General features: G+C 66.4%; 14 protein-coding genes. 6 read left to right on the forward strand and 8 right to left on the reverse strand.

All coding sequences use genetic code 11. The features are described from left to right. Positions 1 to 1,342, forward strand: a 1,342-nt coding sequence (locus tag ACR2JI_RS03315) for an amino acid permease (RefSeq protein ID WP_526388004.1), incomplete at its 5' end; no start/stop codon positions are given. On the opposite strand, the gene ACR2JI_RS03320 is transcribed toward ACR2JI_RS03315, so the two are convergent. Next, complete coding sequence (locus tag ACR2JI_RS03320; RefSeq protein WP_526388006.1) at positions 1,339 to 1,938, reverse strand: peptidoglycan endopeptidase; 600 nt, start codon at positions 1,936 to 1,938, stop codon at positions 1,339 to 1,341. The genes ACR2JI_RS03315 and ACR2JI_RS03320 overlap by 4 nt on opposite strands. Positions 1,939 to 2,252: 314 nt before the next feature. Here ACR2JI_RS03320 and ACR2JI_RS03325 point away from each other — a divergent pair, with 314 nt between their 5' ends. The 3 genes from ACR2JI_RS03325 to ACR2JI_RS03335 all read left to right on the forward strand — a co-directional run bounded on the left by ACR2JI_RS03325 (position 2,253) and on the right by ACR2JI_RS03335 (position 4,756). Further along, complete coding sequence (locus tag ACR2JI_RS03325) at positions 2,253 to 3,683, forward strand: aldehyde dehydrogenase family protein (RefSeq protein ID WP_526388008.1); 1,431 nt, start codon at positions 2,253 to 2,255, stop codon at positions 3,681 to 3,683. Between the two features lie 4 nt (positions 3,684 to 3,687). Next, positions 3,688 to 4,119: a D-aminoacyl-tRNA deacylase gene (dtd, locus tag ACR2JI_RS03330; protein WP_526388011.1), complete on the forward strand. Its 432-nt coding sequence runs from the start codon at positions 3,688 to 3,690 to the stop codon at positions 4,117 to 4,119. 70 nt (positions 4,120 to 4,189) lie between these two features. Then, positions 4,190 to 4,756 (forward strand): hypothetical protein, encoded by a 567-nt coding sequence (locus ACR2JI_RS03335; RefSeq protein WP_526388013.1) that lies wholly within the window; start codon positions 4,190 to 4,192, stop codon positions 4,754 to 4,756. Here ACR2JI_RS03335 and ACR2JI_RS03340 read toward each other — a convergent pair. From ACR2JI_RS03340 to ACR2JI_RS03370, 7 genes are all read right to left on the reverse strand, one after another. Further along, positions 4,753 to 5,859, reverse strand: a complete 1,107-nt coding sequence (locus tag ACR2JI_RS03340) for a PDR/VanB family oxidoreductase (protein WP_526388015.1) — start codon at positions 5,857 to 5,859, stop codon at positions 4,753 to 4,755. The genes ACR2JI_RS03335 and ACR2JI_RS03340 overlap by 4 nt on opposite strands. Next, positions 5,860 to 6,750 carry a metal-dependent hydrolase gene (locus ACR2JI_RS03345; protein WP_526388017.1) on the reverse strand — a complete coding sequence of 297 codons (891 nt, stop codon included), beginning with the start codon at positions 6,748 to 6,750 and terminating at the stop codon, positions 5,860 to 5,862. Further along, a complete protein-coding gene (locus ACR2JI_RS03350; RefSeq protein WP_526388019.1) occupies positions 6,747 to 7,154 on the reverse strand; it encodes a hypothetical protein in 408 nt (135 codons plus the stop codon). The genes ACR2JI_RS03345 and ACR2JI_RS03350 overlap by 4 nt, the downstream gene beginning before the upstream one ends. Before the next feature lie 96 nt (positions 7,155 to 7,250). Next, positions 7,251 to 8,747 (reverse strand): cryptochrome/photolyase family protein, encoded by a 1,497-nt coding sequence (locus ACR2JI_RS03355; RefSeq protein ID WP_526388021.1) that lies wholly within the window; start codon positions 8,745 to 8,747, stop codon positions 7,251 to 7,253. Positions 8,748 to 8,863: 116 nt separating this feature from the next. Continuing rightward, the gene (gene malQ, locus ACR2JI_RS03360) at positions 8,864 to 10,990 is read right to left on the reverse strand and encodes a 4-alpha-glucanotransferase (RefSeq protein WP_526388023.1); all 2,127 of its coding nucleotides are present in this window, start codon (positions 10,988 to 10,990) and stop codon (positions 8,864 to 8,866) included. Positions 10,991 to 11,000: 10 nt separating this feature from the next. Further along, a complete protein-coding gene (locus ACR2JI_RS03365; RefSeq protein ID WP_526388025.1) occupies positions 11,001 to 11,324 on the reverse strand; it encodes a DMT family transporter in 324 nt (107 codons plus the stop codon). Beyond that, on the reverse strand, positions 11,321 to 11,659 hold the full coding sequence (locus tag ACR2JI_RS03370) for a DMT family transporter (RefSeq protein WP_526388070.1): 339 nt from the start codon (positions 11,657 to 11,659) through the stop codon (positions 11,321 to 11,323). Before ACR2JI_RS03370 ends, ACR2JI_RS03365 begins: the two co-directional genes overlap by 4 nt. A gap of 54 nt (positions 11,660 to 11,713) precedes the next feature. Between ACR2JI_RS03370 and ACR2JI_RS03375 the strand changes: the two genes are divergently transcribed. Beyond that, the gene (locus ACR2JI_RS03375; RefSeq protein ID WP_526388027.1) at positions 11,714 to 12,613 is read left to right on the forward strand and encodes a sterol desaturase family protein; all 900 of its coding nucleotides are present in this window, start codon (positions 11,714 to 11,716) and stop codon (positions 12,611 to 12,613) included. A 12-nt stretch (positions 12,614 to 12,625) separates the two neighbouring features. Further along, positions 12,626 to 14,032: an NAD(P)/FAD-dependent oxidoreductase gene (locus ACR2JI_RS03380; RefSeq protein ID WP_526388029.1), complete on the forward strand. Its 1,407-nt coding sequence runs from the start codon at positions 12,626 to 12,628 to the stop codon at positions 14,030 to 14,032. The last annotated feature ends 49 nt before the right edge of the window (positions 14,033 to 14,081 follow it).

The raw sequence follows: 14,081 nt of genomic DNA on the forward strand, positions 1-14,081 counted from the left end.
TCCGCAGGCCACTTCGGCGGCTACCGGCAGGGCTGTGCCGATCGCCTTCCTGCTCGCCACGTTCGGCGTCCTGTTGATCGCCCACACGTTTGTCCGGTTGTCGCAGCGATTCAGTCAATCCGGCAGCGTGTACGCCTTCGTGGGAGTGACCCTGGGACCGCGCAGCGGCGCGGTGGCAGGCTGGCTCAATGCCTGCACCTACGTGCTCTTCGGGGTCGTGACATCGACGGCCGCGGGCATGTTCCTCACCGATCTGATCCGAAAAGTGCTGGCGCCCAGCATATTGCCGGAATGGTTGCCTTATCCGCTGGGCTGGCTGGTGCTGTTCGGCATGTGGGTGCTGGCGACGCGCGACATTCGTGGTGGCACCAAAATCCTGCTGGTGACCGAAGGCGCGACCATCCTGCTGATCATGATGGTGTCCGGGGTCACGCTGGTCCACCTGATCCGCGGCACCGGCGGACACCACATCGACCCATCGGTGTTCACCCTTGCCCCCGGCACCAGCGCCTCGAACCTATTCCTCGGCGTCGTCTTCGGATTCCTGTCATTTGCCGGCTTCGAGGCGGCCGCGACGCTCGGCGAGGAGTCCGATAATCCGCACCGCGACATCCCCCGTGCGATCCTCGCAACAGCGGTTCTGGGCGGCGTGTTCTTCGTGGCGGTCAGCGCGATCGCGATGATGGCCTTCGGCACGGATGCGGTCGGCGTCGCCGCGTTCACGAACTCCCAGGCGCTGATCGGTGATCTCGCATCCCGCTATGTCGCCGTCTGGGTTGCCGATGTGATTGTGGTCGGGGCTGCGTTGAGTGCATCGGCGTGCTGCCTGGCATGCCTGGTCGGCGGGAGCCGGCTCATCTTTGCTCTGAGCCGCGACGGGATGGGTCCGGCGAGGCTGAGCAAGGTTGACCCGGTACGTGCACTGCCGAATAACGCGGCAGCCGCATGCGCTGTGACAGTGGCTGCGGTGCAACTCTTCGGCTGGTCGGTTCTGCACGCCCGACCGTTCGAGGTCTTCACCATCTCCGGTGATGCGGGGACGCTGATCCTGCTGGTCGCCTACGCGATGGCCTGCCTGGGCGCACTGCGGCTGCTCTTCCTGACCGAAGGGTCGGGGCTGTCGAAGTGGGAGATGGTGGTCCCGCTTCTCGGTCTGGCCATGCTGGGCTACACGGTGCTCCGCAATGTGGCGCCCTGGCCACAGGGGGTGTCCCAGTGGGGCCCGGCGCTGGCGATCGCGGTGCTGATCGCCGTCACCGTCGCCGCGCTGGCCCGCCCGGGGGCGGCACAGTCGGCCGGCGTCAAACTGCTTGCGCGCAGTGGCCTGCAGGCCCCGCCCTAGGCGGGGACCTGCTCGGCTTCGGCTTCGACCGCGACCGCCGGCAGCGCCGCAGGGTCGGACACCACGGGGTCGGACGCCGCGGGGTCGGACGCCACGGGGTCGGTGGCGATATCGGTAGCGATCGTGGTGTGGGTTTCGGTGTTCGCGATGTCGATGATGACCACATCACCGGCGACATCACCGGATGCCGGCGGCGCGGCCGGGTCGGTGTTCATCGTGTCGGCCTGGACCGGCAGGTACATGTGGTGGTTGAACTGCGGCTGGAAGGCGCCGCCACCACCGATGCGAACACCGGAACCACTCTCACCGCTGGACACCGGGGTGCCATCGGGGAGTGTGACGGCGGCATGACCGCCGTTCCAGCCGATCACCACCGAGTTCGGCGCCGTGCCGTAGTGGAATCCGCGGGCCAGCAACGCCGGCTCGATATTGCCGGTGTTGAAACGACTGCCGAAAGCCGGTCTGCCGCTTGCCACGTTGGCAACCCATGAAGCAAGACCCGAGCAATCGGTTCCAGCCGGCGTATCGCCACCGGAGATATATGGCGTGCCTGCTACCTGACTGATAAGCGACAACAACGCCGCAACTGCATACATGAATTCGACGGTAACAACAGAAGTGTCATTTACTCAAAACCGATGGGGCATTGAGTTTTTCGTAGATGAATCGGGTTTTCCCTGCTCAATGGCATTGTGTATCAACCTAATAGAGAACTGCATACGACTTGCACACAGCAAATATGTTGATTACCAGGCAAATTCCCTCGATTACATCCGGGTCGTTATAAACAAGAATCAATGCGGTGATTCCCCACACATTGCAGAGCGGGATGTGACAAATCCAACGCCGATTTTCGGCGCGTCGCGGTATTTCCACCATTCGCAACGCTCTGATCAGGCAGTATGACGACATGCGTGATTACCTCAAGTTCTACATCGATGGCCAGTGGGTTGACCCGGTCGAACTCCGCACCCTCGACGTCGACAATCCGGCTACCGAGCAGGTCACCGGCAAGATCGCGCTGGGGTCCAGCGCGGATGTCGACAACGCCGTCAGGGCCGCCCGCAGGGCCTTCATCAGCTGGTCGCAGACCAGTCGGGAGGATCGCATCGGCGTGCTGGAGTCCCTGCTCGCCGAGTACTCCAAGCGGGTCGACGACCTGGCCGAGGCGGTCAACGAGGAGATGGGTGCACCGCCCACCCTGGCCGCCGGTCCGCAGGTTCAGCTGGGGCTGGGTCACCTGATGACCGCGATCGACGTGCTGAAGAACTACAGCTTCGACGAGCAGCACGGCGCGACCATGGTGGTCAAGGAACCGATCGGTGTCTGCGGCCTCATCACGCCGTGGAACTGGCCGCTCAACCAGATCGCCTGCAAGGTCTTCCCCGCCCTGGCCGCCGGCTGCACCATGGTGCTCAAGCCCTCCGAGGTCGCGCCCTACTCGGGTCAGATCTTCACCGAGGTGATGCACGCGGCCGGCCTGCCCGCCGGCGTCTACAACATGGTTTTCGGCGACGGCCCCGGTGTCGGTGTCGCGCTGTCCAGCCATCCGGGTATCGACATGGTGTCCTTCACCGGATCCACCCGGGCCGGTATCGAGGTGGCGCGCAACGCGGCCCCGACGGTCAAGCGGGTGGCCCAGGAACTCGGCGGCAAGAGCCCCAACATCGTGCTCGACGACGACGCCTTCACTCAGAGCGTGGCGTCCGGCGTGGTCGTGATGATGATGAACTCCGGACAGAGCTGCAACGCCCCGTCCCGGATGCTGGTGCCGCGTGCACGGATGGATGAGGCGATCGCGGTAGCCGGCGCGACGGCTGTCGGAGTCAAGGTCGGGGATCTGGCCGACCCCGCGGCCATCGGGCCGGTGGCATCCCGGGTGCAGTTCGACAAGGTGCAGAACCTGATCCAGCGGGGTATCGACGAGGGCGCCACCCTGGTCGCCGGCGGCACGGGGCGCCCGGACGGACTGGACACCGGTTACTACGTCCGTCCGACGGTGTTCGCCAACGTCGACAATGACATGACGATCGCCCGCGAGGAGATCTTCGGTCCGGTGCTGTGCATCCTTCCCTACGACGACCTCGACCAGGCGGTCGAGATCGGCAACGACACCGAATACGGTCTGTACGGCTATGTTTCGGGCGCCGACCTCGATCAGGCGCGGTCTGTGGCGCGCCGGATCCGGGCCGGCGCGATCACCATCAACCACGCATTCGATATCGCCGCGCCGTTCGGTGGCTACAAGCAGAGCGGTAACGGCCGCGAGTGGGGTAAGGAAGGTTTCGACGAGTTCCTCGAGACCAAGGCGATCCTGGGTTACGCCGACAACAACAGCTGAACCGATGCGGGTGCTGGTTCAGCGCGTCTCCTCGGCGTCCGTGTCGGTTGACGGCGAGATCGTCGGCGCTATCAACCCGCCGGGGCAGGGATTGCTGGCCCTGGTCGGGGTGACGCATACCGACGACGCCGCAATCGCCGCCACGATGGCCGAAAAACTCTGGCGGCTAAGGATTCTCGATGGGGAGAAGTCCGCCGCCGATATCGGTGCGCCCATTCTGCTGGTCAGTCAGTTCACCCTGTACGCCAACACCGGCAAGGGCCGCCGGCCGTCCTGGAACGCTGCCGCACCGGCATCGGTGGCCGAGCCGTTGGTGGAGGTCTTCGCCGACGAGTTGCGGCAGTTGGGGGCCGGGGTCGCCACCGGTGCCTTCGGTGCTCATATGCAGGTGAGTCTGGTCAACGACGGTCCGGTCACTGTCATGCTGGAGATCTGAGGGGGCGCACCCGAACCGTTACCGGTCCGCGTCCCGCTGTCCACATCGGTGCGTCAGACTTGAGAACCCCATGCACACCCATAATTTCGTCACCTATGAGGAATTCGGTCGTCGGTTCTTCGAGTTCGCGGTGACCGAGGAGCGCGTGGCGGCGGCATTCGCCGAGATCGCGGGCGAGTCCTTCGAGATGGGTCCGATGTCCCAGGGCCCCGGCGGTCTGGCCAAGGTCAGCGCCCGTGTCGACATCCAGCAACCGCAGGTGCGACGGACTCTGGGCGAGAACATCACCTTCGCCGTGCGCATCCCGCTCGTCATCGAACTGACCGTCGATCTGTGGCTGGACAGGCCCCGCTTCGTCGTCGACGGCGATATCGCGCTGCGCGCCACCGCCCGGGCGGCCGACCCCCTGCTCATCGTCATCGATGTGGCCAAGCCTCGGCCCTCCGATATCGCCGTGCACGTGACCTCGAAATCCCTGCGCGGCGAGATCGTCCGGATCATCGGCAATGTCGACGGCGAGATCCGCCGGTTCGTCGCCGCCCATGTGGCCGAGGAGATCGACAGCCCGGGGTCGGTGCAGGCCAAGATCATCGACGTCGCCGGCCAGGTCACCTCGGCCTGGGATCAGGACAATTAGAGGTCCAGCCTCAGGTTTTCCCCGGCAGTCGCCCGCGACACACAGGTCAGCATCATCGCGGCGTCGCGCTCCGGTTCGGTGAGCAACGTATCCCGGTGCTGCACAACGCCGTCCAGTACGCGGGTACGGCAGGTACCGCAGAAACCCTGCTGGCATGAGTAAGCGGTGGCGATCCCGGTACGGCGTAATGCGGCCAGCAGGGTCTCCTCGGCGGCCACGGTGATGACCTGACTCGATGAGTCGATGGTCACGGTGAACTCCTCACCGCCCACCACCGGTGCGGCCGCGAACCGCTCGAAGTGCAATTCGACGTCATCGCGGTCGGCAAGCCGCTCGCGAATGAGGGTCAACATGGGCGCGGGACCGCAGGCGTACACCGTCGTGCCATTCGGGCATTCGCCCAGCAGGTCACTTGCGGTGGGTATGCCGTGAACATCGTCGGTTCTAATGCTGACCCGTTCGCCGAATTCCCGAACCTCGTCGAGGAACGGGATGCTGTCGGCGGTGCGACCCACGTAGATCATCGACCAGTCCACACCCAGATCCTCGGCCAGTCTCAGCATCGGCAGGATGGGAGTGATGCCGATACCGCCGGCGATGAACCGGATCCGCCGGGCGGGTGAGCCGTAGCCGGGGACGCTGAGCGGGAACGCATTTCGCGGCCCATTGGTCGTCACCGCCGACCCGATGGAAAGCGACCCGTGCACCTCGATCGATCCGCCGCCGCCGTCGGGGATACGCCGTACCGCGATGCGATAGCGGGTACCGAGACCGGGGTCACCGCACAGCGAGTACTGCCGAACCCGACCGCTGGGCAACCTGATATCGATGTGCGCGCCGGGACGCCACGCTGGCAGCACAGATCCATCCGGAGCAGCAAGAGTGAGAGCGACGACGTTCTGGTCATGGGCGACGATCTGCCGGTCGACAACGGTCAATGTAAGGGTGCGATCAAGCTCCGGTAGCGCGGTCGTCCCGCGCAGTCGGCTGGTCGCGGCCCACAGACCGGTCAGCGTCACATCGGCGAGGCCGAGAAGTCCGGAATAGCGCAGACGGCGAAATCCCCTGCCGGGCAGGTCATCACGCAGGCGGCGAAGCAGCATCTACAGATGGGCGGCCCGGGCGGCGGGTGAACTGGCGAGGTAAGCCACGGCCTGGGCGGTGGAGCCGAAATCGGCAGGGGAGTAGTCGGGCCGGAAATAGGCGAGCGTGTTGCTGCCGAACATCTTGCGGTAGGTCGGAAGCAGTCCGAGTCCGGAATCCTCGGCGCGCATGCGCTGTATCTGGGGCCAGCTCAGATCGAGTTCGGGATCGGTGTGGCACAGATACAGCAGGCCGCGCTCGAAGAAGGCGAACAGTGCAGTCGCCGCCACGGCCATCGCGCGGATCCTGGCGAAGTAGCTGTCATGGAAATAGTTCGCGACATCGTGTGCCACACAACGGTGTTCGACCTCTTCGCTGCCGTGCCAGCGGAACAGATCGACCATGGTCGGGTCGGCGCCGAAGTCATCCCAGGCGGAATTGAGCGCGAAGTCGCCGAGGACGGCGGTGTAGTGCTCGATGGCGGCGATCAGCCAGAGGCGTTCGCAGAGGTGATTGAAGCGGCGCCTGGGGTCTTCCGAGGTGCTCGGGGTGAGCATCTTGGAGAACATGTAGTCGACCTGGTCGAGAACCGGTTGCGGATCGACGCCGCGGGTGATCATGAATTCGTTCAGCATCGCGTCGTGGGTGCTGGCGTGGACCGCTTCCTGGCCGATGAAGCCCCGCATGTCCTCGGTCAGTCGCGGATCCTTCACCAGCGGCAGGGCTTCGTTGAAGGTGGCCACGAACCAGCGTTCGGCGGCCGGCAGGACGACATTGAGCAGATTGGTCATATGTGAGGCCACCGGATGCCCGGGAATCCAGTGCAGCGGGGTCTTCGACGGGTCGAACGACACCTTGCGGGCCTGAATCTGGACCGGCCCGGGATCGATCTCGCGCGGCCCGCGCATCATCCGACCTGGGTGGGGATGACGGTCACGACGCCGGGAGCGCCGGGGGTGGGACGGCCGCCGCCGCCGGAACCCTGGGTGCCCGAGGTTCCGGTGCTGCTTGACGGGGCGGACGGGGCATCCGGCTGCGCGGCGGCGGTGCAGTCGAGCATCAGAGTCATCTTGGCCATGGTGAGTACCTTCTGGCTGCTGACGATGCACTGGGCCTGCGGGACGTCACTTCCCACCGAACCGCCGAAGGTGGTCTTCACACCCTGGGCGCGTAGGACCGCCACCGCCTTGGCGTAGGGCTCGCCGACAACGTTGAGCAGATTGCCCGAACCCGGGTCTGCGCTGACCGCGCCGTTGCCGAGGATCGCTGCCCCGGACGCGACCGCGCCGGCAACCACGAGCACGAGCTTCCTCACGACGAACCTCCTCACGTCGAAGATAGCGCAGCGGGAACCCACGGCCATGTCATGGATGTATCGCCGGATGGCCCCGCGAGCGTTTCACCAGGCGTCTCAGTAGGCGTCGCGATGGCGTTCCTGGTCGAGTACGGCATCAAGGTCCACCAGGCGTTTCATCGACGACACCGCCCGCGCGGTGCGCATATTGCCGGCCAGAAGCTGCTGGTGGCGGTCAACGAAGGCCCAGTAACCGGCAGTGAACGGGCAGGCGTCGGGGCCGAGGCGTTTCCTGGGGTCGAACCGGCAGTTGCGGCAGTGATCGCTCATCTTGTTCAGGTAGGCCCCACCGGAGGTGTACGGCTTGGTCGCCATCAGACCGCCGTCGGCGTGCTGACTCATCCCGATCACATTGGCCGGCATCACCCAGGCGAACCCGTCGACGAAGGCGGTCGCGAACCAGTCGTTGAGCTCGCGGGGCTGGTAACCGCGCTGCAGGGCGTGACTGCCCAGCACCATCAGGCGCTGGATGTGGTGGGCCCAGCCCCGGTCCCGGACCCCGGCCATGGCCTGTCGCAGGCATTCGGCCTCGACCGCGTCGGCATCGAGATCTCGCCACCAGTCCGGTAGCGGGGTGTGGGCCTCAAGTGCGTTGCTGTCGCGGTATTCGGGCCCGAAATGCCAGTAGAGCTGCCAGATGTATTCGCGCCAGCCCAGGATCTGGCGGATGAAACCCTCGGCGGCGGCCAGCGGCGCGGCTCCGCTGCGATAGGCCGCCTCGGCGGCGTGTACGGCGTCGAGGGGGTGCAGCACACCGAGGTTGAGCGGAACCGACAGCAGCGAGTGCGACATTGCCCAGTCGGCGCCCATCATGGCGTCCTCGTAGCGGCCGAACAACGGCAGCCGGTCGGCGATGAACCGCTGCAGTGCCACATCGGCCTCGGCCGGTGTCACCGCGAACAGCCGGGGGCCGTCTGTCCCGACGGTGTCGAGGTTCATGGCGTCGATATCACGCCGAACCTGCGCGTCGATATCGTCCTCGGTGGGCTGATAGGGCGGTGCCACGTCCAGGACGGTGTGGCCCTTCGGCGGGGATTCCCGGTTGTCGGCGTCGTAGTTCCACTTTCCGCCGACGGGTTGGTCACCGTCCATCAGCACCCCGAATCGGCGGCGCTGCTCCCGATAGAAGGTCTCCAGCCGGAATCGCTTACTGTCGCCCGCCCACTGCCCGAACTCGGCGCGCGGCAGTGCGAAGGTGGGTGTGGGCAGCACCCCGGCCACCAAGCCCTCCTGACGCAACCGTTGGACGAATCGTTCCGCGGCATGTGAGGTGGGTTCGTGCACCAGCACCGGGCGGCCGTAGCTACGCAGCGCGTCGGTGTAGCTGCCGGCGCGGATCACGCTGGCCCGATCGCCGAGATCGGCCCGCGCGTGACGCAGCGCCGACAGAATCAGGTGGACTTTCTGCCGGTGGTACCGGTGGCGCCGGAATGCCGAGGTGGCCTCGATGAGCAGAATCGGCCGATGCGCGTGCCCGCCGCCGTGAACCGCCGGCCCGAGCTGGTCGGCGAACAACCACAGTGGGGTGTCGTCATCGGTCTCGGGGGTTGTCACCGCGGTGATGCTACTGGCCGACGAGAGTCTGCGACCTTCGCCGGCACCCGCTCGTTCGACCATGCGTCAACGACGCAGACGCGGTGCTCGGACGCACCGGCGTCAGCCGGAAGCGTTCAGCTGATCGCAGTGCGCAGCGCCTCGGCCAGTCGTGCCGCCCGCGGATCGGTGAAGACGTCCTCCAGGTACATCCGTTCGCCGTCCGGCCCGCCGAGTGGAACCCGCCAGTTCGGGTACTCATCAGTGGTGCCCGGCTGGTTCTGGGTGCGTTTCTCCCCGACCGCGTCGGTCAGTGCCAGTGCCAGCAGGCGCGAGGGTGTCAGGGCGAGGTAGCGGTACAGCGCGGTGATGACGTCTTCCTCGTCGGCATGCTCTCCCAGTAATCCCACCCGGCGCAGTTCGTCCATCCAGGCCTGCTGGGCGGCCCGGTCGTCGGCCAGTTCCTCGTCGGCGGAACGGGTGAGCAGTCCCAGTTCGTGCCGCAGCCGGACGTGGTCGCCGGCCAGGTAACCGGCGGTCGGCGGCAGGTCATGGGTGGTCACCGAGGACAGGCACAGGTCCCGCCAGTGCGGGGCCTGCAGTGGGCCCCGACTGTAGGAATCGATCTCGAACCAGAGGATCGATGTACCCAGCAGCCCGCGATCGCGCAGGTACTCCCGGACCCACGGTTCAACGGTTCCGAGGTCCTCACCGATCACCACCGCACCGGCCCGGTGCGCCTCCAGCGCGACGATGCCGATCATCGCGTCGTGGTTATAGCGGACGTAGGTGCCTTTGGTGGGGGGAGCGCCGTTGGGTATCCACCACAACCGGAACAGTCCGATGATGTGGTCGATGCGCACGCCACCGGCATGGCGCAGGATTGTCTCGATCAGCGCCCGGAATGGTTGGTAGCCAAGCTCTTCGAGTTGATCCGGCCGCCACGGCGGCTGCGACCAGTCCTGCCCGAGCTGATTGAACTCGTCCGGGGGCGCCCCTGCTGTGACGCCCAGCGCGAGCACCTCCTGCAGCGCCCAGGAATCCGCTCCGCTGGGGTGCACCCCGACCGCGAGATCGTGCATGATGCCCAGCGCCATCCCGGTCTCGGTGGCCCGGGATTGCGTATCGGCGAGTTGGGTGTCGAGTTGCCACTGCAGCCAGCGATGGAAATCCACGGCCTCGGCGTGCCGTCGCGCGTACTCCGCGACATCGGGATTGCCGGGGTGGGCAAGCCCGGCCGGCCACCTACGCCAGTCGCTGCCGTGCTTCTCGGCCAGCGCGCACCAGATCGCGAAGTCGTCGAGCGCCTGACCCTCGCGCTGCCGGAACGCCTGGAACGCCAACTCGCGCCCGGCGCTGCGGGGAACCTTGTAGACCAGTTTGAGGGCGGCGCGCTTTGCGGCCCACGCGCCGTCCCGGTCGATGATCGTCGACGTGCGCGCGTGGGCCTGCACCGCCGTGTGCAGTTTGTGGACCCGGCCGCGCTTGGGCAGGAACCCGAACTCCGGTATCGCCTCGACCCGCAGATAGAGCGGGCTGACGAAGCGCCGCGAGGTCGGCAGATATGGGGAGGGCTCCATCGGTGCCGCGGGTGCGGCCGCGTGCAGCGGGTTCACCAGCACGTAGTCGGCGCCATGCCGCGCTCCCGCCCACACCGCCAGGTCGGTGAGATCGGTCAGGTCGCCGACACCCCAGGAGCCCTTCGACTGCACGCTGTAGAGCTGGGTGGCCAGACCCCACCCGCGCCGGGCGCCCATCCGGGCCGGCAGCCCCAGCCAGGCCGGGGTGACGATCAGTGGTGCGGTGGATTCGGAGTCCCCGGAGCGCAGCACCAGCCGGTGGTAGCCCAGGGGCAGGTCGGCGGGCACCACGAACGTCGCCTCGCCGACCAGGTGCCCATCCAGGTCGAATGGCGGCGTGAAGTTGTCGGCCTGACGGATGTCCTCGCGCACAGTGCCGTCCTCGAGCCGGACCGCCACCTGAGCCGGCGCGCCGTGCCTGACATGCACCCAGAACGACGACTCGGTACCCGATCGGGCCACCACCGTGGGAGGCAGAGGCCGCGACCAGTAGCGGCGGTCCTGCTCCAGATGTGCCGCGGCGCAATCATCTTCGGTCTCGGCACGCACCCCGAGCGCGGCCAGCACCGCGATGATCGTCGCGTCGTCGACGGTCACGAAGTTTCCTACCCAGTCGTGGTAGGCGGCGGCCACCCCCAACCGTTCGGCCAGGGCGCGCAACGACGGTGCTGTCATGGCTGCCATCTTGCTCGCATCAGGCCGAGCCGGACAGCTGGATGACCAGAACGCCGGCGATGATCAGCCCGATCCCGCCCACCATCGTCGGGGTGAGCCGTTCATCGAAGAGCACCCTGGCCATCAGCGCCACCAGTGCCACCCCACACGCCGACCAGACGCCATAGGCGATCCCCACCGGCATGCCCAGATGCAGTGCCAGCCACACCAGGCTGAACGACACGACGTACCCGAGCAGGATCGGCGGGATCCAGCGCTTCTTGCGGAAACCGTCGGAGGCGCGAAGACCCAGGGTCGCGCACACCTCGAACAGGATTCCGGCGAACAGCGCCAGCCAGCTCATCGGAGGGTCTTTTCTGCCCGGTGCGAGCCGAACTCGACGGTCAGCACCCCGAGGATGATCAGCCCGATTCCGGCCACGATCGGAACGGTGAAGGGGTCACCGAAGATCAGCGTGGCCGCAATCGTGGTGATCGCGGTGCCCAGGGCGCCCCAGATGCCGTAGGCCACACCCACCGGCATACCGGCCCGCAGCACGGCGGTCAGCAGAACGAACGACGCGGTGTAGCCGGCCACCACCACCAGTAGCCACAGTGGGTGGCCCTGGGATGCCCGCAGCGACAAGGTGCCGGTGACCTCGGTGGCGATGGCGCACATCAGCAGCGCCCACGTCGGCATCGGCCGCGATTGCGTCATGAGCGCCCACATTAGACTTTCCCCGGGAGGTGTCACATGTTCTCCGTACTGCCGCCGGCGATGCGGGACCCGGTGCTGTTCGCCGTACCGTTCTTCGTGCTTCTGCTGGCCATCGAGTGGACTGCGGCGCGCAAGATCGAAAAGGATGTCGCCGCCGAACCGGGGCGGCCTGAGCGCGGCTCGTACTTCGCCAGGGATGCGCGCGCGTCGGTCTCTATGGGACTTGTGTCTGTGGCGACGATGGCCTTCTGGAAGTTCCTGGGGCTCTTGGGATATGCCGCGCTGTACGCCTACGTGGCACCTTGGCACCTATCGGCACGGCACTGGTACACCTGGGTGATCGCCATCGTCGGGGTGGACCTGTTGTTCTACTTCTATCACCGCGTCGCCCATCGGGTCCGGATCGTCTGGGCCACCCATCAGGCCCACCACTCCAGCCGCTACTTCAACTTCGCCACCGCGCTGCGGCAGAAATGGAACAACAGCGGCGAACTGCTGTTCTGGGCACCGCTACCGCTACTCGGCGTGCCGCCGTGGATGGTGTTCACCAGCTTCTCGATCAGCCTGATCTACCAGTTCTGGATCCACACCGAACGTATCGACCGGTTACCCCGGCCGGTCGAATTCATCCTCAACACCCCTTCTCACCACAGGGTCCATCACGGTATGGATCCCGAATACCTGGACCGCAACTACGGCGGCATCCTGATCATCTGGGACCGGATGTTCGGCACCTTCCGGCCCGAGACGTTCCGGCCGCACTACGGGCTGACCAAACCGGTCGACACGTTCAACATCTGGACGTTGGAGACCCATGAATACGTCGCGATCGCCCGCGACGTCCGCTCGGCCCCGCGATGGCGGGACAAGCTCGGCCATATCTTCGGGCCGCCCGGCTGGGAGCCCGCCGGGATCGGTGTGATTCGCCGGGCATGACACCATTGCATGGTGCGCACCGTCTTCGACCGTGACGTCGACCCCCGCCTGATCGAACGATCGCTCGCCCCGGCCGTGTTCGGGTCGATGTGGCTCGACATTCCCCGGCCCGACTATCCGAGTCTGACCGGTTCGGCCGAGTGCGATCTGCTCGTGGTCGGCGGCGGGTACACCGGACTCTGGACGGCACTGCACGCCATCGAACGCGATCCGGGTGCGCGGGTGGTGCTGATCGAGGCCGAGCGGATCGGCTGGGCGGCATCGGGACGGAACGGCGGCTTCGTCGACGCCAGCCTCACCCACGGTGCCGAGAACGGGAAGTCCCGCTGGCCCGACGAATTCGATCAGCTTGAACGACTGGGCCTGGACAACCTCGACGGTATGGCGGCCGATATCGAGAAGTACGGCATGAAGGTCGACTGGCAGCGCACCGGCATGCTGGCGGTGGCCACCGAGGCGCACCAGGTGCCCTGGTTGCGCGAGGCGGCCGAGCACGGCGAGGGACGGTTCCTCGACCAGGCCGAGGTGCGGGCCCAGGTCAACTCACCGACCTACCGGGGTGCTTTGTTCGCGGCCGACACCTGCGCGATCGTCGACCCCGCGCGGCTGGTCTTCGAGCTGGCCCGGGTGTGTGCCGACAAAGGAGTGCGGATTCACGAGCACACCCAGGCCAAAGCCGTGAAATCCGGAGCGGGTGCGGTGACGGTGACCACCGTGACCGGATCCATCACGGCCAAACGGGTGGTGCTGGCCACCAACGTCTTCCCGAGCCTGCTGAAGCGCAACCGGTTGCGTACCGTGCCGGTCTACGACCACGTGCTGGGCACCGAACCGCTGACAACCGAGCAACTCGACCGCATCGGCTGGCGGGAACGCCAGGGGATCAGCGACTGCGGCAACCAGTTTCACTACTACCGGCTTTCGGCCGATAACCGGATCCTGTGGGGCGGCTACGACGCGATGTACCACTACGGCCGCAGGGTCGACCCCAGCCTTGAAGACCGGCCGGAGTCGTTCCGCAAGCTGGCGGGCCATTTCTTCACCACCTTCCCGCAGCTCGAGGACGTCCGGTTCGGCCACCGCTGGGCCGGGCCGATCGACACCAGCACCCGGTTCTGCGCGCACTGGGGGATGGCCGGACGGGGCCGGATCGCCTACGTCAACGGCTTCACCGGGCTGGGCGTCGGTGCCTCCCGATTCGCCGCCGATGTTTGCCTGGATCTGCTCGACGGCCGCCCGACCGAGCGCACCGAACTGGAGATGGTGCGCCGCAAGCCGCTGCCGTTCCCTCCGGAACCACTGGCCAGCATCGGCATCCAGACCACGCGTTGGTCATTGGATCGGGCAGATCACAACCAGGGTCGGCGCAACGTGTTGCTGCGGACCCTGGACCGGCTTGGACTCGGCTTCGACTCATGAGCCCAAGGTTTGCCGTACGGCCTCCGGCGGTTCGTCTTTTTCCAGTAGG

The organism is Mycobacterium sp. (assembly GCF_051006775.1).
Classification (GTDB): domain Bacteria; phylum Actinomycetota; class Actinomycetes; order Mycobacteriales; family Mycobacteriaceae; genus Mycobacterium.